This is a genomic window from Methanobacterium congolense (genome assembly GCF_900095295.1).
Classification (GTDB): Archaea; Methanobacteriota; Methanobacteria; order Methanobacteriales; family Methanobacteriaceae; genus Methanobacterium_C; species Methanobacterium_C congolense.
The window spans coordinates 1,303,084-1,327,207 of record NZ_LT607756.1; the positions used below are offsets into that span (position 1 = coordinate 1,303,084).

A 24,124-nucleotide genomic window follows, 5' to 3' on the forward strand; every position below is an offset into this window, starting at 1 on the left:
ATCAAGTTTTATCTATTTAAATTTTGAAGGGTTTTGTGATGCTATTGCATCTTTTTTTGCCTTGTAATCTACTGCCTGATCCATATAACTGTTTGCAAGGTCCCTGTGTAAATTTGCATTAGTTGTATCATTCTGCTGCATGTAGGGTATTGCAAGTTGAAGTTCTGAAGTTGCATTCAGCTTGGCATCGATCTCACTTACAAGGTAGCCGATGTAGGTCACAAACACGTTATCATTTGAATCCTTCGCATAGGTTAAAGCCTGATCAGCTGAAGATTTAGCAGCATTAAACTCATTTGTAGCATTACTACAATCTTCAAGTGCTTCATCAAACTGGAATCTGTTTGCATGGTAAACTGCCTGGTTGTATGCTGTGTCTCCAGTTTTAAGGTGGCTGTTTATTGACGGTGCAAGTCCATTGATCTTAGATGCATCGGAATTTACACACCCACTTAAACCCACAACCAGAACCAGAAGAGCGATGATTAAAATCTTATTTTTCATGTTAAACCCACTTTAATGATTTAATTTCGATAAAATGTAACCTATACATGATATCCTAGATATGATATTCTAATTTTCTAATTCAATTGAATTCATCGAATCTTATTTATTCTTATTCTTCAAACTTTTTATATGTTTTATATGTTCTCAAGGTTTAAAAGAATTTACATAAAATTTGAAATATATAGAAGGAATCACTAAAAAATCATGATGAAAATGAAATGGAGTCACAGCTTCAGACAGATTACCTAATCAAAAAATATAAAAAAATCTAAATTTCCGCCCTTTTTGCATATTTAAGTTCCTTGAAGCTTATTTTAAATGTTGTCCCATTCTCCACTTCAACTTCCATACTTCCATTGAGCTGTTCAACAAGACTGTTCACAAGACTAAGTCCCAGAGTCTTAACCTTTTTAGGATCCAAACCTTCTGGTAATCCCAAACCATTATCTCTTACAGTGAGAATGAAGGTTTCACCGTTTTTGTGCAGATTTAAATTTATATTGCCCTCTCCTTGTGGAAATGCGTGTTCTATTGAGTTTGTAACAAGTTCATTGATTATCAAGCCCATGGGAACCGCAGTTTCCATACCAATTGAGAAATCATCCACATCAACATTGATTTTAATGAGATCCGGGTTAACCTCAGGGCTCTGCAAGAGGTTGCTTGTGATGCTCTTCACGTATCCAGAAAAGTCTATTTTGGATAATTTATTTGATATGTAAAGTTTTTCATGGATCATCGCCATAGAGCGGATTCTGTTTCTGCTGTCCCTTAGTACGTGCTTTGTTTCTGGATCGTCCGTGTAGTTGGACTGTATGTTAAGGAGGCTTGAGATGATCTGCATGTTGTTGTTAACACGATGATGAATTTCTCTTAAAAGAACTTCCTTTTCCTCTAATGAAGCCATGATCTCTTTTTCAGCTTTTTCGTGTGCATCCACCTCATTTTGTAACATTTTATTCGTTTTTTCCAGGGTTTTTGTTCTCTCTTCCACCATATCTTCAAGGTGTTCCCGATAACATCTGAGTTTTGCCTCGTTTTCCTTTCGATCTGTAATGTCACGGGCTGTGCTCAGTATCAGCAGATCCTTATTATGGGCAACCATTTTAGCGTTTACCTCAATTGGTATCACAGTCCCATCCCTATGGTACTGTGATGATTCAAATATTGACTCACCCTTAACCATTAACTCATCTATGTACTGTCCTGTGAACTTGGACTCACCTGGAACATTCAGATCATAAATATTGAGTTTCATTAACTCTTCCTTGGAGTAACCCCTCATTTTAGCAGCTTTCTCATTGGCGTAAATCAGTTTACCAGTCACATCATGAAGAATAATTGAATCTGTGGCTGTGTCCAGAAGTTCAACCTTTATCTTAAGATCGTCCTCAATTTTTTTACGTTCTGTTATCTCATTTTGAAGGCTTTTATTGGCATTTAAAAGCTCCTCCGTCCTTTTGTAAACTTTGGACTCTAAATCTTTGTTAATACTATGGAGCTCTCCATAAAGCCTGTTATTCTCCTTTAATGTATTAATCTGGCGAGTCACAGTCATTAAAATAATTAATATAACACCCAGTGCAATAGTCGTGAAACTCAGATATGTTCCATGAAAATGACCCCATATAAGTAAAAAGAAGGGTATGATCATCCATATGTAGGGGATGTAGGACATTGGTACTTCAAGGGAATATTCTGAAATCTTATAATCATCTCTGGCATTAGAAATCAAAGCATTTACCTGAAGAACCCCTGCAAGGCATATTACCAACGTAGCAATAACATAACTAATGTCAGATACTCCCCCATTTTGAATTGTACCCAACATGGATTGATATCCAAATATTGAATCAGATAATATCATGATTAGAGCTCCTACCATCAGAAGAAGGAGGGGTTCAAAATTCACATTTAAAAGACGCCTGTAACTAAGTATTGAAAGGGCGAAGAGCAGTATTAAATCTGAAATAGGATAATAAACCGTTAAAATTTGGTTTAATAGTGGACTTGAAAGGTTTGTATCGATCATGGGTCCTATGAGAAAATTCCAGAAAACCAAGATGGATGAAAACATTATTATTCCAATGTCCAGTGCACTGTTGAATCTTTCATCATTCTTGAGTGGCCTCTTAGGCAGGAAATATATTCCTAAAAGGAAAATTGGGTAGTAAGAGAGGTAAAATAGGTCTGCTAAAGATGGAAATGGTACCTGTTTAAAGAAAGTTTCGATAAAAAACCATGAAAAGTCACCCACAAACCAGAAGAACTGGGCAATGGCAAGAAGTCCCCATGCAACGTAGATCTTTTGTGAATAAACCTTAGAAACTTTTGCAGCATGAGCAATGGATAAAAATGCAATGAAACTTACAAAAGCCATAGCTAAGTCATTAAGTTCTGCATAAAAGTTTTTATTTGAAAATAGGAGGTTCAACAAGATGTAAATGATAAAAACGCCTGAAGCGATTATAACTCCATTTTTAAATGATGGTGAACTAACATGACCTTCAAAAATTTCCAACAAAACACCTCATTAGCATGAATTTAGAGGACTTAGTATATATGGATTCGTCTTGATTCAAGAGTTTATTAACAAAAAAGAATGTTTTAGCACTCAATTAATAAAATAATGTATAAAAATAGAACAAAATATAAAAAAAGTTGATTATTCCCTAAAAAAGGGGAATTTTAAAAGGTTCTTCAGGATCTCCAGAGTCCATGGATGGTGCAGTACTCCCTTGCCTTCACATCACTTAACTCAACACCTTCTATTTCAAATTCTGCCTCAGGAGCATCTCCTGGTTTTAAGAATTTTTTACACACTTCATCTCCAGCCCGAAGTTCTATCCACTCAATGAAGTGGGTTTCTTCCATTGGGTGAGGTACTGAACCCACCTTAACCTTGAAGCCCTTTTCAGTTTTTTCTAACACTGGAACGTGTTTTTCTGCCCCAACATCCTTGGGTTCCTCACTCAAGAGTTCCATCTCATTTCCACAACACACAAGGTTTCCTCCGCCAACATGGATGAGTTCAACAATATTTCCACAGACGTTGCACCTATAAATCTGTCCTTTTTCCAAAATGATTCCCCCTTAATATTGTTCACATAAAATTTCGTAGTACTTGGTTGGATGGTCGCATGCAGGACATTTTTCTGGTGGTTCCATTCCTGTGTGAACATATCCACACTTACGGCAGACCCATTTAACCTCTTCATCCTTTTTAAACATGGTTCCTGCTTCAACTTCCCCTAAAAGTTTCTTGTAACGATCCTCATGATGTTCCTCTGCACGGCCTATTGCCCTTAACCTGACTGCAATATCCTCAAGACCCTCCTCTTCTGCCACATCTGCAAATTCAGGGTACATTTCACTGTACTCATAGTGTTCACCTGCTATTGCAGCTATGAGGTTATCAGCCGTTGTTCCCAATACAAGGGGTGCTTCAGCTTCAACAGTCAATGCCTCCAGATCTTCACCAGAATCTTCTTTGAGTTCCTGTATTAATCTGAAGAGCCATTTAGCATGTTCACGCTCATTATCAGCAGTTACCAGGAATATATCTGCCAACTGTTCGTATCCTTCTTTCTTCGCAGTTTTGGAGTACAAGGTGTACCTGTTCCTTGCCTGACTTTCCCCTATGAATGCTTTGCTTAGGTTTTCTAAGGTTTTTTTCATAAAAACACCATTTCATTATTTAGGGTTACTGTTTAATAAATTTTTATAATTAGTATTAAAAAGTGGATATTGAAATCTTTAAATAGTCCGGATTTCATTCTTAGTCCAATTCGCTGCAGAAGCTGATCCAGAAAGGTTTAGAATAAAAAAACGGATAAAAACAGTGATATTAATTTTCTAGGCATTCTATTACCATCTCACATATTTCATTAACAGTTTAATAAAAAAATCAAACCAAAAAAAGTAGGTCAATACAAAAACCACTTCATATTATTTAAAAAAAAATAGCAGAGATAAATTTTTATGAGGGGGGTGAATGTCATGTTTTATCATTTATATGGTCTACATATCTTTTTGCATAATTTCTTTGATCAATGATGAACTGTTTGAATGATTGGTCTTTGTTGATTATTGCCTCAATTTGTTTGTTCTGGCTTTGTATTTTTGGAATTAAAGCTTCAGCATTCTGGTAATGTTTTTGTGCTTCCATTGTATTGCCATTTATCTCAAATTGTATTCCAGTGTACATCTCCAGATAGTAATCATGTTTAAGATGGAGGTATTGATTCAAAGCTAATGCATATTCCTTTTTTATGCTGGAAGAGGAGTTACCAATCATCTCATCAACCTGCGGCTGATCAGCAACAGTTATATTTAACATACTTTCATACTTCACCTTAGCATTGTTTAAATTGGATAATCGTTCCTCTGAAGAATTATAAGGCGCATTCAGATAAGCATCAGCCTCCGGTTGAATAACATCCACCAAATCCAAATCACACAGCGAAACATAAGCCCCGTTCTCATAATTTGCATTTACATTGAACATGTATGCTCCGTATACTATGAGTGCTATTGACGCTATTAAGATAATTGTAATTGTTATTGTGGCTTTTTTTCCACTTTCTATTGCAGCATTTATCACAGTACCCAATGCCCCACCAAATAAACCCCAAACAGCAATTCCAGGGATTAATATAACCATCATTACAGGTGCAGTATCACCTGAAAAGAAGGCAAAACCAAATAAACCCATAACAACTGCAAATCCAATTATTAAACCCACAGCAAGAGCATTAATAAATGAATTAGTAGTATCTGCTTCTTTTCTATAGGATAACACTGTTGCAATACAACCAGTAACAAAAGGAATTGAAATCATACCATAAGCCAAGGTATTGGAAGCTCCAAAGAGGAAATAAGCCACAATAGCCATAATACTACCAACTACAAGACTATAACCTATCGCTTTCCAGTACAACCTGTAATTCTTATTACGCCACCAGGATTCACCCAATACCCTCCCACACTTCTTACAACGCTCAGCATCATCAGGATTATCAGTCCAACAATTAGTACAACGCTTCATAGTAAATATTCTCCTTATAATGGTTCACAACCCATTCACATGTAGAATGTCATGTTTTCTGCGCGATCTCTTCCAGAATACTTCTTAGCCTCATCCCTTTTTTCTGTTATATAACTTTTAAATGATGGATCTTTGTTGATTATTGCATCAATTTGTTTGTTCTGGCTTTGTATTTTGGGAATTAAAACTTCAGCATTCTGGTAATGTTTTTCTGCCTCTTCTGTGTTGCCCTTTATCTCAAGTTGTATTCCAGTGTACATCTCCAGACAGTAATCATGCTTAAGTTGGAGGTATTGATTCAAAGCTAATGCATATTCCTTTTTTATGCTTGAAGAGGAGTTACCGATCATCTCATCAACCTGAGGCTGAGCAGCAACAGTTATATTTACCATACGTTCATACTTCACTTTAGCATTGTTTAAGTTGGATAGTCGTTCCTCTGAAGTGTTGTAAGGTGCATTCAGATAAGCATCAGCCTCCGGTTGAATAATATCCACAAAATCCAACTCATATGAAGACATGTATGCCCCGTTGCCATAATTGGCATACAAGGTAAATTGGTATGCTCCGTATCCTCCAAGTGATATTATGGTGATTATAATTGCTGCGATGATTATTGTGGATTTTCTCCCATTTTCTACTGCAACATTTATCACTGCACCAATTTTTCCTCCAATCATAGTCCATAGAGCCAGAACAGGTATAAGAATCAGGATCATCACTGGAGGTGCACTACCACCTGAAGATCCCATAACAACCGCAATAAATGAGAACCCAATTATGAAACCCACAGCAAGTGAATTAATCAAGGAATTAGCAATATCTGCTTCTTTTCTGTAAGCGAGGATTGTAGTAACCGCACCTACAGCCAAAAGAATTGGAATAGTGGCAAAAAAGAAGGTCTTAGAACCTCCAATTAATAAATAACCCGTAAGATACAAAATAACAGCAGTTAAAAGCCCACCACCAATAGCCCGCCAATACAACCTGTAATTCCGGTTATGCCACCAAGATTCACCCAGAACCCTCCCACACTTCTTACAACGCTCAGCATCATCAGAATTATCAGTCCAACAATTAGTACAACGCTTCATAGTAAACACTCATTTTTGTAGTCTCAAACCTTAATTTTCTATAATAACCTAACATTATAAATATTTTTATAAAAAAAATTTTAAAAACAGGAAGATAATCAAATTAAGCTGAATTAACAATGATTAGAAGATTTAAGACAATATGTTCAAATTGCTAATTTTTATAAAATAATATGAACAATTAATACAATAATCATGAATCATACTGATAACAATTCAATGCCATAAAAAGGTTTCAGCGAAAAATAGTTTAAATTAGTTTAAATGGAATTTGATGAAAAACATTTGTTAAATAACTTGATTCAGATTTATCTCTTAAAAAAAGAAGTTAAAAATAAAAAAAATACTTTTTATTTTTATGAACTGTTACTCCACTGTTTTCCCATTCCCTATCCTCAGGGCGTTCAGTATAACAGCCAGGCTCAGGCCCATATCTCCAAAGGCAACTGCTATCCACAGGGTCACAAATCCAAAGACTGCAAGTACTGCAAATGAACTTTTAACAAGAATGGACACTGTTACGTTTTCCTTGACAACTGACATGGTTTTTCTGCTGAGTTTCATCATGTAGTTGAGTTTAGAGAGGTCATCGTGCATAAGGGCCACGTCAGCGGTTTCGATGGCAACATCTGAACCTGCAGCACCCATTGCTATGCCCACGTTGGACTTTGCAAGGGCTGGAGCATCGTTCACACCATCACCAACCATTCCAACCTGCCCCTCTTCAAGGAGTTCTTCAACGATCCTTACCTTATCCTCAGGTAGAAGGCCTGAATAGTATTCATCAATGCCTATCTGGGATGAAACTGCCTTTGCTGTTCCTTCGTTATCTCCAGTGAGCATTACAGTTTTGATACCATGATTTTTTAAGTTTTGAAGGGCTTTTTCTGCATTCTCTCTTATTTTATCCCTTAATCCAATCAATCCAATTAAATGATCATCATCTGCAACAAGCACCACTGTTTTCCCATCTTCCTCAAATTCGGTTATATCTGAACCTGGAATCTCCATCTCATCTATAAGGGAGGCTTTACCAATATAAAATCTTTTATCATCAATTTTACCAGTTATACCCTTTCCTGTTACTGATTTAAAGTCTGAAACATCTTTAAGGGACAGATTCTGTTTTTGGGCCTTTCTCAGTATGGGTTCTGCAAGGGGGTGTTTGGATTTCGATTCAAGGGATGCTGCCACCTCCAGAACCTCCTCTTGGGAGTGGTTGTTGAAGCTTTTAACATCTGTTACCTCAAGCTTGCCCTCGGTCAGGGTTCCTGTTTTATCGAATACCATGAGCTTTACGTTCTGCATTTCCTCTATGAACTGTCCTCCTTTTATGAGAACACCGTTTTTTGTGGCGGAGGTTATGCCTGAAACCATTGATACTGGCGTGGATATTGCAAGAGCGCACGGACAGGAAACAACAAGGAGAACCAATGCCCTGTAGAACCATTCATTGAAGGACATGCCGAATACAAATGGTGGAACGGTTGCAACAACTGCTGCAGCCAGTATCACAGTGGGTGTGTAGTAGCGGGCGAACCTGGTTATGAAGGCCTCTGTTTTTGATTTGTTCTTCTGGGACTCCCGAACAAGTTCTATTATCCTGGATATCACAGTTTCACTGGATCTTTTGGTTACCTCAATCTCCATATAGCCCTCCTGGTTGATGGTACCTGCAAAAACTGTTTTTCCCGGGTACTTTCCAACGGGCATGCTCTCACCGGTTATGGGTGCCTGATTAACTGATGATTTACCCTCCATAACGATTCCATCAAGAGGTATCTTGTCTCCAGGTTTCACGACCACCATATCACCAATTTCAACTTCATGGGCATGGAGAACCTTTTCCATTCCATCTTTTTTCACCGTTGCAGTTTCAGGTGCTATTTTAAGGAGAGATTCCATGGAGTTTCTTGCCCTTTCACCTGCGTAGCTTTCTAAAAACTCTGCTATGAAAAACAGGAAAACAACAGATGCTCCTTCCACACCATGACCGATTAAAAAGGCTCCAACTGCCGCAATGGTTATGAGGAGATCTATGCTGAATTCTCCCTCTAAAAGTTCTTCAATACCTTCTTTTATTATATCATACCCTGAAATTGCCACGACCAGCAAGAAAAGGGCCTGTGAAGCCATGTGCTGGTCTGCGAAGTTTTCAAGGAAGATTCCTATTCCCAGTAAAACTGCGCTGCTTATGATTATTGCGAAGTTTTTTCTGTTCCATATTGATTCTTTCTCTTCAAACATGTCTTCCTGGCATGAGCAGCTACAGGATCCTTGATGTTCATGTTTATCTGCATTCTCTGGCATGTTCTGACTCCATCCTTATGAGTTGTATAACGTGTTCGTCTGCAAGTTGATAATAGGCCATTTTTCCTCTTTTCTGGAATTTGACCATGTTCCTTTCCATGAGTAAGCGCAACTGGTGGGATATGGCCGAATCGGTCATACCCAGTATCGCTGCAAGATCACACACACAGAGTTCATCCTTTGATAATGCGTGGAGTATTTTAACCCTTGTTGGGTCTCCAAGTATTTTAAAATCTGATGCTATGCCCTGGAAGGTTTCTTCACTTAGCATTTTGGATTTGACTTCTCGGACTGAGTCTTCGTGTATGCACTTCACTTCACAGGTTCCTTCACTTTCTATCTTCATATGAATAACTGTTCAATTGAACATATATAAATGTTTTTATTTGGCTTCGAAAGAGAATGGATAAAATGAACCAGAAAGAGAGAGTATAAAATTATGAATTGAAAAAAACTTCTAGATAAATGTCAAATCATAATAACAATCAAATGAATAGTTTATTTTAAAAATAAAACACAAAGTATCGTTTAGTATTAAAAATAATTGATATAATTAATTATAAAATTATATAACTGATTATAAATTGATTATAAAATATTAAATGTAAATTTGTAAATTATAAAAATAATTGTAAGAAGGAGTTTATTCCACCTTAAATTACATTTTAAATGAAAGAATAATAAAAAAATTCACAAAAAATAATTTTAAAAAACAAGAGTTCATAAAAAAAAAGGAGTTTGAAAGGATTATTTTTCTGTTTTCAGGTATTCAGCAAGTTTTTTGAGGGATTCCCTCCATCTTTCCTCAGCCAAATCTCTATTCTCGCCGGAGGGTATACCCTCATGTTGGAGGGTGAATCTGGTTTTACCATTCTGTTCCTGGAATTTTAGGGTTACCAGCAATTCTAAAGGCCATTTTCCGCTCATTCCGTAATGTGAAGCTGGTACAACGTTTCCTTCTTCATCTGCAAAATTATCGGTTGCCACTATCCTCTGGTTTTTAATGATCTCCCTGTACTCACCGGTACTCCAAAAATCCTGACCATCCGGTGACCTCATGCAGTAGAGGTAAGTACCTCCCACACGGAAATCTAGTTTAGAAACAGCTGCTGTGAATCCCTTAGGTCCCCACCAGTGTTTTACTCCTTCAGGTTCTGTCCATGCTTTCCACACAGTCTCTGGAGGTGCATCGAAGATCATGGTGATGCTTATAGAACCATCTACCATTTTATCACCATCTGTAATTATTCCATCTTGAACTCCACTATCAACAGAATGTTCCCCTCCGTATCCTGAAAGGTTCCAGTGTAGCCAATACCTGGAATTCCCATCTTTTCAGTGAGCATTTTACCGCCTTCCATCTCTATTTTTTCGGCAAATTCCTCGTAGGAATCAACACTGATGGCGTTTCTGATCACGTCATCCGATTCCTTGGGCATTATGGCCCCATCAATACCAGGCTCATTCTCTTCTCCAGTTTTTACGAGCCAGTAGTCAAAGGGACCCTCCCATTTTGTGATCTCCCATCCAAACACATTTTCATAGAACTTAGAAGCTCTCTCCATATCCTCTGCAGGTATCTCAAAGTGTACAACCTTTGACATGTTATCAACCCCAGTTTTTTAAGAAAAAATCCATAAAAATTGGTTTGATACAGATCTATTCGATAGTATAATTTTTGTTTTTAATAGGATTATAATGGTTGTGTTTACCTGGATCAAAAAAGGGGATCATAAAAAAAAATATGATCCCTCACCCTAATTTCATGCAAATTCAAATAATCCCCAAGAATTCAGATTTAAAAAAAAAGAAATATAGAACTATCCCATTTTTGGTCACTCTTAGATTATCTCTCCATTTATGGAAATGGTGTAATCCTTAATGATGATGTTCTTTTGGGCCTTTTCCAATGCCCTTTTGACTATAATCTCAATACCTGAACAGCAAGGTACCTCCATGTGCACTATTGAGATGGATTGGATGTCCTGCTTCTCGAAGATTTCAGCCAACTTGTCAACGTACTGGTCTATGGTCTGATCCAGTTTGGGACAGAATATTATGAGAACCTTATCCTTCAGGAACCTCTGATGGAAGTTTGGGTAAGCGAAAGGTGCGCAGTCGGCTGCTATTAAGAGATCCGCATTTTTCAAGTAGGGTGCGTTTGGGTTCAAAAGCTGGAGCTGTATCGGCCAGTTACCAAGTTCTGGACTGATATTCACTGAAGTTCCTGCATCTTCAGACCGTGTTTTAGTCAAATCTTGAGCCATTGATCCTGGACAACCACATGCCAGTGTTTCTTCTTCATAATCAGGTATATCTATGCCTTTTTCGTTTAAAATTTCAATTGCCTGGTTTAAAAAATCTTTTTGACCGTGGTCATGGAGATGCTTGAGATGGGCTTTTATGACGTTTGAACCCCCTTTCACAATGTTTTTCATGACTTTATATTCATCGTAGGGCTCAGCTTCCCTCTCCTCAATTTCTATAGCTCCCTGAGGGCAGTTTCCAATGCATGCCCCCAGACCATCACAGAAAAGGTCACTTATGAGTCTTGCCTTTCCATCGATTACCTGTATTGCTCCCTCGGGACATCCTGGAATGCAGTCTCCACATCCTGTACATTTCTCCTCGTTGATCCTGATAACATCTCTCTTCACAACTATCACCTGAACCTATAGTTTGTTTTTAATTTTGTTTTATTAATATAGAACAAAAGTATTATATAAATATGTATTTTTTAATGATCCAAATAACATTATGATTCCACTGCTTCAGGTTCTGGAGCATCTTCCAAGACGCCTCCAAGCTGGGAGATTACCTTCAGGACTTGGTAGCCTTTCTCTGTGATCATGTAATCTCCACGTTCATGCCTCTGGATTATCATATTACTGTCAAGGAGTTTTTGAATGTGAAAAAGTAGGTTTCCTCCCCTTAATCCTGTGAGCTGTGACAGTGCTGTGAATGTTTTGGTTTCCACTGCAACTGCCTTTATTATCTGAAGTCTCTGCCTATTTGAGAGGGGTTCAAAAACTTCGCGTACCAGTGAATCTTCTGAGATGTCCGAGATATCAATTTTTTTCTCTTCAGGTCCATTGTAGATGTGCAGGGACCTCATTAGTTTCAGCTGTTTTTCAAAGATATCTGTAACCTCCGAAAAGCATACATCACATTTATCGAAGGGTGCTTCAGCCCTTAAATTCTCAAGTTCCCCTCTGGATCCTGTTACCTGTGTCTCTGGAACTTCGTCCTGTTTTATGAGGTCAACATTTTTTTCCAGAAGCTCTGTGAACTTGGATTTGCAGTTGTCCCTCATCTGGCACTTATCAACCATTCCCCTCTCAAGGCTGGTTTCAATATCCTCAGAAACATGGTCTGTTATGCAGTTTAAAAAATCCTTTTTAAGGTTTTTTAACATGAGATCAAGATATTCCTTGTTGGAATTCTTCATCATGCGCTTTATATCCCTGTGCATGAGATCCAGCTTGGATTTTAGCTCACTGATCTCAGTGGCATTGTCAACTTCGGTTTTCATTAAGCGATTTTATGTCAAAGGTTAATAATAAAGGTTTCTGAAGAAACTTCAAAGGTCAGTTTTGTGTATAAAACTGTAGTAGGATACATTTTTCTGACGATTAAATACATATACTTACTGGGACAATATTAAGTTGTTGAAGGAAATGTTTCTGAAGCTTCTTTAATAGAAAAAACAGGTAGTTTCCAGTCAAAAAAATAATAAAAACTCTTTCAAAGTCTTGATGGAGCATATCCTTTGTTCAAGGAGGTGAAATAGTGTTAGTACAGTTTGAATTACAGCACTGGTGCTGTGGTCCTAAAGGTTGCCAGCTTGAACTTGAATACGGCGAGCTTGTTGACGTAGAAGAATAATTACACTCAAATTTAAGTCAGATTAACTTTTTTTACTTTCTAACTATTTTTTATTTTTCAACTAGATCAGTTTTTTACCCAATTCTTCAATCAATTTTATTATTAGATAAAATTTTAAAATGATTATCCTGCGATAAATATCCTGCTTGACGTTTATCAATAAAACTGTATTTAGTATATTTTACTGACGATTAAGTATATCTTTATAATTCACTATAGTTATCTTTGGTGATAATATGCCAGAATGGATAACAGGAAAAGAAGTGGAAAGCAAAGACATAGAAAAATCTCTGAAAGCTATAACTGAAGAAGTATGTTTTAAATGCGAAGAGCATTCAGATAAATGTTCCATTGCAAAAGCTGCAGCGGATATAAAAGCTATGGAAGAATAAAAGGGACATACGAATTTAAATTTTTTCCCTCTTTTTTTTAAAATGGATTTATTTTACCCCTCTTTAATATTATAAAAGGAACCATTTTTATACTATTTTTTAAGCAAAATTAGTTGGGACATGTATCCTGGACTGATCCAAAATGATTCTGAAGCTTAAAAGCGCACCACAACTTTTGCAAAAAAAATATAACATATACAATCTTAATATATTATTAAAGATATTTGGAGGTCTGGCTATGAATGAAAAGAATACTGGTATATTAATGATTGTTGTGGCTATTTTGTTAGCAATACTGTATTTGGCACTTCCTAATTTCATATTGTATTTGTACTGGATCATGGTCGTAATCCTACTTGTATACGGAGTGTACCTATTCAGAAGCTGAACAGGTTTCCACGTTGGAGGGTTTAGTGGATAATTGACAAAAAACCTTTTCCTACTTTTTTTCTTTTTAGGCAAGCTAAGAAACTGGATTATCAATATTTGATTTAATAAATGATCGTGGTGTCATTGCTTGAAAGAAAGTAAAAAAAATGAGAACAACCAGGAAAAGGAACTTTCCCAACAGCTGAAAAAACAGTTGTCCCCTGCCAGAGCCGTGGCTAGAATTATCATGGGATTTTTTGCCCTATTAATATGGATTTTGATAGGCGTCAGCCCTACTGTCCTTTTCTCATCAAGTATACAAGAATTTATTGGAGTTACATCCTTTTTTTACAGAAATCCCATTCTTTTCTTACTGGTAGCCCTCCTTAACATCTTTTTTGGGTTGATCGTTTACTTCATTGGAATCTTCTGGTGGGCTGCATTTCACATCGTCTGGTCGATAAGGTGGTTCTACGGCTTTAAAAGGTATCATGGAATAAAAGAACATTCCCCTAATGAGTGAGGGTTGCTTAAATAACACACCGGAATAAGAAAAATTAGAAAAACATTCTTAATACAAAAAATAAAAATTTTAGGGTGTTCTGATTGATTGAAATTGTAGTATTTTTTATAATGATTTTGATCGTGTCACTTTTTTCCCGTTTGATCTGCAAACTGCCCATAAGTTTTCAGATGATATTCATAGCTGCAGGGATGTTAATAGGATGGCTTGTCACAGGATATGTGGATGTTTCAAAACCTCCCTTTTCAACCATAATTTTTTTAATAGCAGAGATAGCTTTGGTTCTTGTTCTCTTCAGCGATGCCTCCCGTGTAGGAGTGAAAGCCCTTAAAAATGATCTAAGCACCAGACTCCTCATTGTAGGTTTACCCATCACCATAGTCCTAGGAGTGATAGCAGCAACTCTCATATTCCCAGATGTACCCTGGTGGGTAGCAGGTATCATAGGTACTGCCCTGGCACCAACCGATGCAGCTTTAGGACAGATTGTGGTTCAAAATAAAGATGTGCCTCAAAAAATACGTACAACTATAGAGATAGAAAGTGGATTGAACGATGGAGGTTCTGTTCCATTTCTCCTGGTTTTTATAGCCATAGGTCTGGCTGCAGAAGCCTTCAGACCAATGGGATTCTTCATCGAAGTGGCCTTTGAACAGATAGTTTATGGAGCACTGGTGGGCTTGGCAGTGGGACTTGCAGGTGGCTGGATGGTTTTAAAATCTCGTGAAAAAAGATGGATCACTCCCACCTACGAAAGAATAGCATTTCTGGCACTGGCCCTCCTCACCTTCTTTATAGCAGATGAAGTAGGGGGAAGTGGATTTATAGCTGCATTCATTGGTGGTTTAGCCTTGGGGTACATTGTTAAGGATGCTGGAGAAATTTTAATAGATTTTTCAGAGACAGAGGGCCAATTATTAAACCTGACAGTGTTTTTCCTCCTGGGAATAGTGGTGGTTCCCCTTCTCTTAGATGTAAACTGGCAGATAATTTTGTACTCTGTTTTGAGTTTAACTGTAATTAGAATGTTACCCGTGGCATTATCACTGATTAGCACGAAATTAAGCTGGGATTCCATGCTATTCATAGGCTGGTTCGGGCCCCGAGGTTTGGCTTCCATTGTACTGGCTCTTTTAGCTTTAGAAGAATTAAAAGTGTTCCCTGGAGATACCACCTTTATTTCAGTTGTTTTTATAACCGTGCTTTTGAGTGTGTTTGCCCATGGATTGACAGCATCTCCATTATCAAAACTTTACTCAAAAAATAACAAGGATAATCTATCATGAAGAGCTTTTCTACTAAAATTAGGAGCAGCCGTATAAACTGAATCTAAAAAATTACAGATTATATTTTAATTCTTTTTATCTTACTAATCAATGATAAACAGTACACTTCTGAAAATAAAATATATGATAAAATATGTATTATTCTCTTAATTCCTATGATCTTTTGATTTGTAGTTTTTTTTGGAATAATAATAGATGTAGGAGATTATTGTAAATATCCAAAGCACCACAAAAGAATAAAATAAAAAAGTAGAAGATAGACTTTGTAGATATTTTAATCTGAATAAGTAAGTATAAACTAGTGTTAGCCCTTGAAATAAAATAAGAACCAAAACAAGATCATTTAATTTAGGGTTATAGTTTTTAATCCTGACTGTTAATATCAGAATCCCCATCAGTCCACCTAAACAAACAAAAAGGAGTAAGGGGTTTCCAGAACCTAAAAAACCAATTAAAAGTATAATACATAAAAATAATTGTTCATATACTAAATGTAATTCATTAACCATTTAATCTCCTCTCTTACATAATCTTAATATCATAAAATAGTTTATATCCTATAAAATTTCTCTATATTTCTCTTTAAGCAATATTCCTTCCAATTTATTATGTAACTATTGGTACCCATGTCATGGGATCTTAATTGATCTGAATACTACATAATACGGTCATACTATGATCACTCTCTAAAGTCATATAAGTTTGGCATTGATTATTTGATTTGGAGGAGACTATGAATACCGTTAAAAAAACAATCAAAACAGTTGAAGAATTGAAAATAAAAATTAAAGAAACTGCACTGAATGGATCAGTATAGCATACTTATTCATTACTCCAATTTAACAGAATATCAGATTTTCACCGAGCAAGATAATTAACGAAATCTCAAAGATAGTGTTCTAAGTTGAAGAAAAATCCATAGTATTACCAATATTTAGAAAGTTTACAAAAAACAATAAGTTCAAGATTAATTAAGTTCTAAATTCAGATTAAAGTTATTATTAAACTTATCTAGAAAATATGGTCCTTTTTAACATGTATAGAACTAAAATAACTTCCAATATCAATTTTTAATCAAAATTTATATGAAATTTAATTTCGTTAAACCAGTCTATAACGAAGTAACCAGAATAAAGTTAGCCCGTGGGTTAGGTAACCATGATATAACGAAATGAATAATTCAACCTTTATTTTATTAATTAACCTTAAAAAAGTCATATGACTTGAATGAAGAGAAACTTCAGTAAAATGATGGCCCCATGTATCCCTACGGATTCATTTACATGAATTAAAGGAATTTCCGAAGTTTTATGATGAACTATTCATTTTTGCTGGCAAATTACTTATCCTAGTTTTGATTAATAACAATGAAATATAGGAGTGTGATAATAATGCCTGTGGTTCATGTAAACGTGTGGAAGGGTTTTGAACAAGAAAAAGTCAACTACCTTATTGAAAACATAACTAAAGTCTTTGTTGATATAGAAATTCCAGCCGAAGCCGTGGAAGTTCTGGTACATGAGGTACCTCAATCCCACTGGGGCATAGGTGGGGTACCAGCTTCAGAGAAATTTAAGGATACTGAAATACCCGGTTGGAACAAAAAATAAGTTAAAAAAAAAACTTCATGGATAATAAAAAAAATTAAATTTAACTCTTCTTCTTTTTTCTTGCAATTATCTCATTCATTGCTTTCCTGACAGCCCTTTCAAATTCACGTGATTCTCCATTTGAATTATCCAAAGCTTCTTGAAGAGCTGGAAGTGCATCTTCATCGCCGATGGTTGCCAGGGCATTGGCAGCGTTCACCCTGACGAAGTAGTTTTCATCTTCCAGGGAGTTTAAAAGAGCCTTCACAGCCATGTTATCCCCTATCTTGCCCAGGGAGGTTACAGTGCAGGCCCTTAATATATAATCCTCTTCCTTCAGAATGTCCATTAAAGGTTCCAGAGCTCTTTTGTCACCTAGAACTCCCAGTGCATCTACAACCTCACATTTGACGTTTAAGGATCCATCCTTCAGGGCATCTATAATTGGTTCAACCGCCCTTTTATCTCCAATGGCACCTAAAGCCAGTGCAGCAGTTTCACGAACATGCCAGTGATCATCCTTTAAAACGTTGATCAGAGGTTCAACTGCCTTTTTATCCCCAATCCTTCCTAGAGACAGGGTTGCGGCCTTACGGATAGGCCAGTAATCATCATCCAACATTGAGATTAACGGTTCCACAGCTTCTTCGGCTCTTATATCACCCAAGATATAAGCGGCCTTTTCCCGGGACTTTTTGTCTTCTTTTACATCCAGTGCCTTCAGGATATTTGGAATATCCTGTTCATCCCTCATTTTTTCCAGTTCAGAAATGGAAACCATAAAATTTCCCCCATTATCAGACCAAATATTTATTCAGTTTAATGTTATGACATTCTTTACTTATTCCTTTAATGAATTCATCAGTACATGTGAGATTCTAGGAAACAACTGTAATAATGTTATCCTTTAGGAAAATCAAAAATCAAGGAATTGAAGTTTTAATAAATTGTAAATGATGCAGTATACATAATAGGATACCATGAAGTTACTGCAAAAATTTTCAATTGAACCCATTGATAACCATCTATATGAGTTAGCCTTTATTCATGAGTCCTATGCAAATGAAAAGGGCCTTGGAGAATGTTACGAAAGATTAGAATTTTTAGGGGATTCTGTCCTGGATCTGGTGGTTTCTGAATTTCTCTACAAAATGGACCCCTCTTTAAATGAAGGAGAACTAACACGTATACGTTCAAATTACGTCTGTAAAAAGGCATTATACATTTACTCCAAAGAGTTAAGGCTGGATCAGTATGTGAAGTTAGGTGCAGGTCAGGAAATGGCAAAACGGGAAGTTGATTCAGTTACAGGTGATGTTTTCGAATCCTTCGTTGGAGCCATGTACCTTGATCAAGGCCTGGACACTGTTAAAGAATTTCTCTCAAAAACGGTTATACCCCATATAGAAAATGAAGATATCTTTTTTTATGATTATAAATCCAAACTGAAGCAGTTGTGTGATCAGGAATGTTTCAATATAAGTTATGAGTTAATAAAGGAAGAAGGAGAGCCACATAAGAAAACCTTCACCATGGCCGTTTTGATCAATGGTGAACACTATGGAACAGGTTCTGGTGGGAATAAAAAGGAAGCTGAACAGAAGGCTTCTAAAGTCGCACTGGAAAAGCTTTGAATTTACTTAATTTTATAAAATAGGGTAAAAAAAGAGGGATATCTAAGTAGCTTCTTCAGGTGAATGATTTTTAGACTTGATCATTCCCTTTAAAATTTTCCAGTAATCTTCAGTCACAGGGAACATCTTTTTATGGAACTTGTTTTTTAGGGGGTACCACTCGGATAATTCCTCTTCTTTCTTCATATCCTTCAGTTCAAGTTCATTCTCAAAATTGGACAGTACCTTGAATTCGCAGTAGTACTCTTCGTTTGGTAGTTTACTGGTGTTAAGGAAGGAATTTTTTGTAACCTCAACCAGGTACTTTATGTGTTTGTAGGGTGACACTCTGTAGATCAGTGCGTAATCCCCAACTTCTGTATCTTCATCACAGCCATTCCATTTCTGACTGGAGCCATCTATGGTATCATCGATGCTATCATCTTTAGATACCCAAAGCCAATAATTAACCATTTAAACACCTCATATATTTTTAATTGAATTTGAAAAATAAATTCATGCCCTAAAATTTCATAAAACAAAATGAAACATAAGCCCCCTGAAATCACGGACATTTATAATGTATTGTTGAGGTTAACCTAATAATTATCGGTACCACTGCATGAATTAATATGCTTTAAGTTGATTATAATACATGGCGTGGTAAATTTGATTGACTGATATCTGACAATTGAAAATGGTTCTAAAATTGAGTTCTAGAATTATAAAAGAAATTTACGACAAAAAAAGTTTTTGTCCCTTAAAAAAATAAAAAATAGGGTTTTTAATCTGCCTTTCCATCTCTACAGTAATATCCAACGGTTTTGCCATCTGCAAGTTCGTTTTCCTTGAACACTGGACATTCTGGGCACTGACACTCTTCATGATAGTACAGATCTGTGCAACTTGCCTCACCACTTGCACAGTAAAGCCCCGGAACATCTTCAGGACCAATGACCGTTGCAATGTCTATGTCCTCAGCCATCATCTCCTGCATCTTCTGTATTTTGCCCTTAACACACTCGCTTGTACCCTGAACAGGACATCCTGTGCAGAGACATTTCATCACATTCTCGTTGTTGAACTCCACTTCACCCATAGTATCATCCCCCCATTTCTTAATAATATGTTTTTTAAAAAGTATGTATATTTGGTAGTGGAATTTTTTTTATAATGAAAAGATTCTGGGTATCGATTAAAAAACCAGCCATGTAATAGTTTTCAGTTCAAACAGCCCTAAATAATTTTTTAGCAGTTTTTATAAGGAATTCCGGGTTTTAGCTGTCATTTATGAAAATTATTGAAAAAAAGATGTATCCTAAGCTTTTAAAGCTTTTTTATGGCTTTTTCTGCTGCAGATTTTGAATCTTCCAGTTATGAATCCTATCCCCAAGTCCAATACAACCTCCTAAAACATTAGGAATTCATCCAGAATTTATATTAAATTAATATTTCAGATGCGTATGAAATTTAATAAATATACCGTTTCTTCTAAAATAACTGCATTTTTATCCATCACCGAAAGATTTATCCATATAGAACTACTTAAATATAAAAGTACAAGCATAGATTGTATTAAAAAGATAAGGAGGTGAAAAGTATGGTTAACCCAATAATAGCAGCAATACTTTCTTTCATAATTCCAGGATTAGGTCAGATCATTGCTGGTGAAACCAAAAAAGGATTATAGGGTCTTGGTTTTTTTAGGTTTCGGAGAGCTTTTGTAGGGCTGTTTTTGTGTTGTAGCCTGTTGTTGTGATGAGTCCTGCTAAAAATACAGTTAGTATGGTTGTTCTTTCGGCTGATTCAGGTGTATATTTGTGTAATTTTTTCAAGCTTAGTCCTGATTTGCATAATTTGAAAAAGTCTTCGATTTTTCCACGTACAGGTTTGTATCGTTTCCAATTTTCTATTTTATAGATTAATACATTTTTTAAGGTATTGTATAATTTTTTAGACTTTTTTTCGGTCTTTTTATCCTTAAATACTTGTAATGGATAGGTTAATTTATCATCTAATTTTTGTATTTTGAAGTTTTCTTTGGGAAAAATTAAAGGAACAATTTTATACTTAGAAATTCCGATTTGATAGTTTTTATAACTGTAATATCCTCTGTCAAATAGTATTGTGTCTCCTTTTCGGATTATTCGTCTTCTTTTCAGGTTTTCCATTATCTCATTGAATATCTTGGAATCGTGTGGCGCTCCAGAATGGATTAAAATAGCAACGGGCATTGCAGATGTGTGTTCTATAACTACTGTGGCTTTAAATCCAATATAAAATCCATAGGAGGATGAATAACTCCATTTTAGGTCCTGTTTTTCTAAGTATTCTTTTGAACGATGTTTACGTTGTATGTTGTAATCTAAGTCCACGGGTGTGGCATCAACAATAAATGTCCGTTTTCCACGCCTTTTGAGAGGTTTAGTTTGCATTAATATGCTATTTACCATTTTGATGTACGTATCGGGTTTAAATCGTGCCAAAAATTCTGAAACTTGAACAGCACTTGGAACTTCATTGGTTTTGAAGAATTTTCGCAACTTTTTATCCCTTTTTAGTTCAGAAACAACAAACTCAACAGTTATATTGAAGAAAATAGCAGTGAAAATGATTTTAATTGATAAAATCATCATATTAATGTTTTTAACACCTTTAGAGGCTATTATTGTCTGGGATTTTTTAGAACCGATAATTTTAAATATTTTTTCCAACAAGATATAATTTGGGTCTTCTTTACTGTAATTTAAGTGATGCTTCATTTTTATCGCCAAATAAAACTATGTAAGCATTAATACTTAAATTTAACGGTTTAGAAGCCCACTTATTCTCATAAAATAAAAATAAAAATGTATTTTTAAAAACAAAACTATCAGTAATCCTTAAAAAGTGGAAAACTAGAAGGAAAATCCTCTTTTCAACAAGAAAAATCTAAGACCCTAAAGGATTAATATTCCTTGTAGTTGCAATAGTACTTGGTATAATAGTAGGCGCTATAAGCTCCATGATAGGTATAATATCACTCATATTCGCTTTATACGCAGCATACGATGCATACCAGTTAGCCAGTGCAGCAGAATAATTAAAAAGGTTGTAATGATTTTTCGTTTAGATTGCAGTGTTATAACATTGATAGTTTTAATTGCAAAACGAGTGAATCCTTATTTTTCTTTTTAAATCTTTATTTTATTTTTTAGAGATATTGAAAAACGTTCATCAAAAATACTTTGATTTGAATACCCGTTTTTTTTATGGATTTACTGAAATAATTTTTAATTCTAAAATACCTATTTTTATAAGATCAAGTCAATATTAAATCAAGAAGTAAGGACCAACCTAACGATCTTCATGTTTTCAAGGTGGTAATATCCATGCATCGAACCATCCTTCAAAAAGAGAATTTGTGATTAGAAATGAGTTCATTTAACACCCCCAGAAGCATTAAAATTATTTTAAAAAGTCGTGCATTTATTTTTACCATTTTAATGATTGTGTTAATGTTCCTGTGCCTTTACTACAACTCTAACTACCAATCACACCTTGAGTATCCAGACAGCAGCCTGATCCTCAAGGATTACCCACTTGGAGGAACCGTTTCAGTTTCGGGTGTGGTTACAAATAGTTACAATGATGGTTTTCTCCTTTCAGACAACTACCATGGCACTGCCGTGAACTACCACGTTCTATCAAACCAGAAACTGGAGGTTGGAGATGAAGCTGAAGTGCTTGGAACTTTAATACCCAATTACACCATTAAATCATCTAAAATTCTGGTTATAACGAAGTTCGACTATGAATTCATGCTTCTGCGCTCGTTTTTGGTTGTGATCATTTTTATACTCCTTTTCAGGCGTTACTGGCGTTTCAATATTTCCAGGATGGAATTTAGGAGAGTGAAATAATGCCAGACTGGGTAACACACCTTGCAGTTGCCTGGACCCTTTGCAGGATTCTCAGGTTCCGTTTTAAAATTTTCAGCCCTGAAAATACCATGATCGTTATGGTAGGTGCTCTAATACCTGACATGGTGAAGCTGGCCCTGGGCTTGAAGTTTCTGGGCATGGATGTCTGGGACTACCTTGAGGCAGTTCACCTACCTGTGGGATCCCTCATAGTGGCAGGTATGATGGCACTCCTTTTTCCTGAGCGGAGGAATACGTTTCTCTTCCTCTCGCTGGGGGTTGCAACCCATTACTGCCTGGATCTCATCCTGCTACATCTTGCAGGTGGTATGTACCTTCTCTTCCCATTTAACTGGAACTACTGGCAGCTTGGACTTACAACCAGTGCAGATTACCATGTGACCTTGGTTGCCGTTCTGATCGCAGTGGTGGTTTACCTGGTTGGGAGGCTCTGGGATAAAAAAGCCATAAAAACTGAGTAAATCAAAAAGATTTTATAAAAAATAAGATTTTGTAAAAAAATGAATGTGCGATTTAAAAGATATAAATCCACAATGTGTTTATAGGATCAAATCCCAGCTTAAAGGTGTTCCCTTTTCAATGGATTTACGGGCTTTTTTACCGAGAATATCTTTAAGATATTTAGGATGGAGACCATAACCTGGACGTATGGATCTGAGATTTTCCTCGGTGAATATATCACCTTCTGCCATGTCACTGACAAGGAAGAGTGAACGAGAGAAGTTCCTGCTTTTTATTTTATCATCAGTTAAGTCATAGTTTATATCACCAAGGGCTTTTTCAACATCCCTTACAGCTTGAACCATTGTCTTAAATTCATCAGGTTCAGTTGAAAATTCAGAATCCGGCCCTCCAAGACTTTTGTCAAGTATGAAATGTTTTTCTATTACCCTTGCACCAAGGGCAACTGATGCAACTGCAACGGAACTGCCCATGGTATGATCCGAAAGTCCAACAGCTGTCCCAAATGTCTCAGCCATATTAGGAATGGTTTTAAGGTTCATCGAATCCAAAGGCGCTGGATAGGATGACGTGCACTTGAGAAGAATGATCTGATCGTTTCCAACTCTTTTACATGCATTCACAGCCAGCTCAATGTCACTGAGCTCTGCTATACCGGTTGATATTATAACTGGCTTTCCCTTGGAAGCTGTGTACTCTACAAGAGGTATGTCTGTTATTTCAAAGGATGCGATCTTGTAGGCTGGAACATCCATTTTATTAAGGAAATCCACGGCTGTTCTGTCGAAGGGCGATGAGAAACATGTGAGTCCCAGTTTTTCAGCTATTTTTTTCAACTCAGGCTGCCATTCCCATGGCATGTAAGCTTCTTTGTAGAGATCATACAGTGTCCTACCGTCCCAGAGTGTTCCCTGTTCGATGTGAAAGTAACTTCTATCGGAGTTTATTGTAATGGTATCAGGAGTAAATGTCTGAAACTTAACTGCATCAGCACCAGAATCCTTAATAGCATGAATTGTATCCACGGCAACATCAAAGTCCTGCATATGGTTTGCAGAAAGTTCTGCTATTATGAATACTGGTTCTTTTTCACCAACAGTGTTATCTCCAATTTTGATTTTCAT

At 36.3% G+C, this 24,124-nt stretch carries 24 protein-coding genes; 7 read left to right on the forward strand and 17 right to left on the reverse strand.

The features are described from left to right. Window positions 1–12 precede the first annotated feature (12 nt). From MCBB_RS06190 to MCBB_RS06245, 12 genes are all read right to left on the reverse strand, one after another. Window positions 13–504 (reverse strand): hypothetical protein, encoded by a 492-nt coding sequence (locus MCBB_RS06190; protein ID WP_071906941.1) that lies wholly within the window; start codon window positions 502–504, stop codon window positions 13–15. A 271-nt stretch (window positions 505–775) separates the two neighbouring features. Continuing rightward, window positions 776–3,028 (reverse strand): histidine kinase dimerization/phosphoacceptor domain -containing protein, encoded by a 2,253-nt coding sequence (locus MCBB_RS06195; protein WP_071906942.1) that lies wholly within the window; start codon window positions 3,026–3,028, stop codon window positions 776–778. Window positions 3,029–3,207: 179 nt separating this feature from the next. Continuing rightward, a complete protein-coding gene (locus MCBB_RS06200; protein WP_331709787.1) occupies window positions 3,208–3,588 on the reverse strand; it encodes a desulfoferrodoxin in 381 nt (126 codons plus the stop codon). 12 nt (window positions 3,589–3,600) lie between these two features. Beyond that, a complete protein-coding gene (gene rbr, locus MCBB_RS06205) occupies window positions 3,601–4,185 on the reverse strand; it encodes a rubrerythrin (RefSeq protein ID WP_071906944.1) in 585 nt (194 codons plus the stop codon). Window positions 4,186–4,504: 319 nt separating this feature from the next. Further along, complete coding sequence (locus MCBB_RS06210; protein ID WP_071906945.1) at window positions 4,505–5,554, reverse strand: hypothetical protein; 1,050 nt, start codon at window positions 5,552–5,554, stop codon at window positions 4,505–4,507. Window positions 5,555–5,589: 35 nt separating this feature from the next. Next, window positions 5,590–6,648 carry a hypothetical protein gene (locus tag MCBB_RS06215; protein ID WP_145976019.1) on the reverse strand — a complete coding sequence of 353 codons (1,059 nt, stop codon included), beginning with the start codon at window positions 6,646–6,648 and terminating at the stop codon, window positions 5,590–5,592. A gap of 366 nt (window positions 6,649–7,014) precedes the next feature. Then, window positions 7,015–8,958 (reverse strand): heavy metal translocating P-type ATPase, encoded by a 1,944-nt coding sequence (locus MCBB_RS06220; RefSeq protein ID WP_071906947.1) that lies wholly within the window; start codon window positions 8,956–8,958, stop codon window positions 7,015–7,017. After that, a complete protein-coding gene (locus MCBB_RS06225) occupies window positions 8,939–9,304 on the reverse strand; it encodes an ArsR/SmtB family transcription factor (RefSeq protein WP_071906948.1) in 366 nt (121 codons plus the stop codon). The genes MCBB_RS06220 and MCBB_RS06225 overlap by 20 nt, the downstream gene beginning before the upstream one ends. Window positions 9,305–9,705: 401 nt before the next feature. Next, window positions 9,706–10,185 (reverse strand): SRPBCC family protein, encoded by a 480-nt coding sequence (locus MCBB_RS06230; protein ID WP_071906949.1) that lies wholly within the window; start codon window positions 10,183–10,185, stop codon window positions 9,706–9,708. A 17-nt stretch (window positions 10,186–10,202) separates the two neighbouring features. Further along, window positions 10,203–10,562 carry a VOC family protein gene (locus tag MCBB_RS06235; protein WP_071906950.1) on the reverse strand — a complete coding sequence of 120 codons (360 nt, stop codon included), beginning with the start codon at window positions 10,560–10,562 and terminating at the stop codon, window positions 10,203–10,205. 237 nt (window positions 10,563–10,799) lie between these two features. Beyond that, window positions 10,800–11,615 carry an ATP-binding protein gene (locus MCBB_RS06240; protein WP_071906951.1) on the reverse strand — a complete coding sequence of 272 codons (816 nt, stop codon included), beginning with the start codon at window positions 11,613–11,615 and terminating at the stop codon, window positions 10,800–10,802. 98 nt (window positions 11,616–11,713) lie between these two features. Continuing rightward, complete coding sequence (locus MCBB_RS06245) at window positions 11,714–12,490, reverse strand: winged helix-turn-helix domain-containing protein (protein ID WP_071906952.1); 777 nt, start codon at window positions 12,488–12,490, stop codon at window positions 11,714–11,716. 589 nt (window positions 12,491–13,079) lie between these two features. Here MCBB_RS06245 and MCBB_RS12105 point away from each other — a divergent pair. The 4 genes from MCBB_RS12105 to MCBB_RS06265 all read left to right on the forward strand — a co-directional run bounded on the left by MCBB_RS12105 (window position 13,080) and on the right by MCBB_RS06265 (window position 17,023). Then, a complete protein-coding gene (locus tag MCBB_RS12105) occupies window positions 13,080–13,235 on the forward strand; it encodes a hypothetical protein (RefSeq protein ID WP_171899097.1) in 156 nt (51 codons plus the stop codon). Window positions 13,236–13,752: 517 nt separating this feature from the next. After that, the gene (locus tag MCBB_RS06250) at window positions 13,753–14,127 is read left to right on the forward strand and encodes a hypothetical protein (RefSeq protein ID WP_071906953.1); all 375 of its coding nucleotides are present in this window, start codon (window positions 13,753–13,755) and stop codon (window positions 14,125–14,127) included. An 83-nt stretch (window positions 14,128–14,210) separates the two neighbouring features. Next, window positions 14,211–15,413, forward strand: coding sequence for a cation:proton antiporter (locus MCBB_RS06255; protein ID WP_071906954.1), 1,203 nt, complete (start codon window positions 14,211–14,213; stop codon window positions 15,411–15,413). Between the two features lie 1,391 nt (window positions 15,414–16,804). Next, a complete protein-coding gene (locus MCBB_RS06265) occupies window positions 16,805–17,023 on the forward strand; it encodes a tautomerase family protein (protein WP_071906956.1) in 219 nt (72 codons plus the stop codon). 40 nt (window positions 17,024–17,063) lie between these two features. Here MCBB_RS06265 and MCBB_RS06270 read toward each other — a convergent pair whose 3' ends face one another. Then, window positions 17,064–17,783, reverse strand: a complete 720-nt coding sequence (locus tag MCBB_RS06270; protein WP_071906957.1) for a HEAT repeat domain-containing protein — start codon at window positions 17,781–17,783, stop codon at window positions 17,064–17,066. A gap of 199 nt (window positions 17,784–17,982) precedes the next feature. Between MCBB_RS06270 and rnc the strand changes: the two genes are divergently transcribed. After that, complete coding sequence (gene rnc / locus MCBB_RS06275) at window positions 17,983–18,636, forward strand: ribonuclease III (protein WP_071906958.1); 654 nt, start codon at window positions 17,983–17,985, stop codon at window positions 18,634–18,636. Between the two features lie 42 nt (window positions 18,637–18,678). On the opposite strand, the gene MCBB_RS06280 is transcribed toward rnc, so the two are convergent. The 3 genes from MCBB_RS06280 to MCBB_RS06290 all read right to left on the reverse strand — a co-directional run bounded on the left by MCBB_RS06280 (window position 18,679) and on the right by MCBB_RS06290 (window position 21,377). After that, window positions 18,679–19,089 (reverse strand): EVE domain-containing protein, encoded by a 411-nt coding sequence (locus MCBB_RS06280; protein ID WP_071906959.1) that lies wholly within the window; start codon window positions 19,087–19,089, stop codon window positions 18,679–18,681. Between the two features lie 310 nt (window positions 19,090–19,399). After that, window positions 19,400–19,714 (reverse strand): DUF2769 domain-containing protein, encoded by a 315-nt coding sequence (locus MCBB_RS06285; protein ID WP_071906960.1) that lies wholly within the window; start codon window positions 19,712–19,714, stop codon window positions 19,400–19,402. A gap of 604 nt (window positions 19,715–20,318) precedes the next feature. Continuing rightward, the gene (locus MCBB_RS06290) at window positions 20,319–21,377 is read right to left on the reverse strand and encodes a transposase (RefSeq protein WP_084789871.1); all 1,059 of its coding nucleotides are present in this window, start codon (window positions 21,375–21,377) and stop codon (window positions 20,319–20,321) included. A 723-nt stretch (window positions 21,378–22,100) separates the two neighbouring features. Here MCBB_RS06290 and MCBB_RS06295 point away from each other — a divergent pair. Both MCBB_RS06295 and MCBB_RS06300 read left to right on the forward strand, forming a co-directional pair. After that, window positions 22,101–22,517: a hypothetical protein gene (locus MCBB_RS06295; protein WP_071908020.1), complete on the forward strand. Its 417-nt coding sequence runs from the start codon at window positions 22,101–22,103 to the stop codon at window positions 22,515–22,517. Then, window positions 22,517–22,999: a metal-dependent hydrolase gene (locus tag MCBB_RS06300; protein WP_071906961.1), complete on the forward strand. Its 483-nt coding sequence runs from the start codon at window positions 22,517–22,519 to the stop codon at window positions 22,997–22,999. Before MCBB_RS06295 ends, MCBB_RS06300 begins: the two co-directional genes overlap by 1 nt. Before the next feature lie 78 nt (window positions 23,000–23,077). Here the strand turns inward: MCBB_RS06300 and pseI are convergent, their stop codons facing one another. Continuing rightward, window positions 23,078–24,124 carry a pseudaminic acid synthase gene (gene pseI, locus MCBB_RS06305; RefSeq protein ID WP_071906962.1) on the reverse strand — a complete coding sequence of 349 codons (1,047 nt, stop codon included), beginning with the start codon at window positions 24,122–24,124 and terminating at the stop codon, window positions 23,078–23,080.

Excerpts from the sequence above, each read along its gene's own strand:
- MCBB_RS06190 (WP_071906941.1), bottom strand. The coding sequence starts at position 504 with ATGAAAAATAAGATTTTAATCATCGCTCTTCTGGTTCTGGTTGTGGGT.
- rbr (WP_071906944.1), bottom strand. The coding sequence starts at position 4,185 with ATGAAAAAAACCTTAGAAAACCTAAGCAAAGCATTCATAGGGGAAAGT.
- MCBB_RS06210 (WP_071906945.1), bottom strand. The coding sequence starts at position 5,554 with ATGAAGCGTTGTACTAATTGTTGGACTGATAATCCTGATGATGCTGAG.
- MCBB_RS06215 (WP_145976019.1), bottom strand. The coding sequence starts at position 6,648 with ATGAAGCGTTGTACTAATTGTTGGACTGATAATTCTGATGATGCTGAG.
- MCBB_RS06220 (WP_071906947.1), bottom strand. The coding sequence starts at position 8,958 with ATGCCAGAGAATGCAGATAAACATGAACATCAAGGATCCTGTAGCTGC.
- MCBB_RS06225 (WP_071906948.1), bottom strand. The coding sequence starts at position 9,304 with ATGAAGATAGAAAGTGAAGGAACCTGTGAAGTGAAGTGCATACACGAA.
- MCBB_RS06230 (WP_071906949.1), bottom strand. The coding sequence starts at position 10,185 with ATGGTAGATGGTTCTATAAGCATCACCATGATCTTCGATGCACCTCCA.
- MCBB_RS06235 (WP_071906950.1), bottom strand. The coding sequence starts at position 10,562 with ATGTCAAAGGTTGTACACTTTGAGATACCTGCAGAGGATATGGAGAGA.
- MCBB_RS06245 (WP_071906952.1), bottom strand. The coding sequence starts at position 12,490 with ATGAAAACCGAAGTTGACAATGCCACTGAGATCAGTGAGCTAAAATCC.
- MCBB_RS12105 (WP_171899097.1), top strand. The coding sequence starts at position 13,080 with ATGCCAGAATGGATAACAGGAAAAGAAGTGGAAAGCAAAGACATAGAA.
- MCBB_RS06265 (WP_071906956.1), top strand. The coding sequence starts at position 16,805 with ATGCCTGTGGTTCATGTAAACGTGTGGAAGGGTTTTGAACAAGAAAAA.
- MCBB_RS06270 (WP_071906957.1), bottom strand. The coding sequence starts at position 17,783 with ATGGTTTCCATTTCTGAACTGGAAAAAATGAGGGATGAACAGGATATT.
- rnc (WP_071906958.1), top strand. The coding sequence starts at position 17,983 with ATGAAGTTACTGCAAAAATTTTCAATTGAACCCATTGATAACCATCTA.
- MCBB_RS06280 (WP_071906959.1), bottom strand. The coding sequence starts at position 19,089 with ATGGTTAATTATTGGCTTTGGGTATCTAAAGATGATAGCATCGATGAT.
- MCBB_RS06285 (WP_071906960.1), bottom strand. The coding sequence starts at position 19,714 with ATGGGTGAAGTGGAGTTCAACAACGAGAATGTGATGAAATGTCTCTGC.
- MCBB_RS06290 (WP_084789871.1), bottom strand. The coding sequence starts at position 21,377 with ATGAAGCATCACTTAAATTACAGTAAAGAAGACCCAAATTATATCTTG.
- MCBB_RS06295 (WP_071908020.1), top strand. The coding sequence starts at position 22,101 with ATGATTGTGTTAATGTTCCTGTGCCTTTACTACAACTCTAACTACCAA.
- MCBB_RS06300 (WP_071906961.1), top strand. The coding sequence starts at position 22,517 with ATGCCAGACTGGGTAACACACCTTGCAGTTGCCTGGACCCTTTGCAGG.
- pseI (WP_071906962.1), bottom strand. The coding sequence starts at position 24,124 with ATGAAAATCAAAATTGGAGATAACACTGTTGGTGAAAAAGAACCAGTA.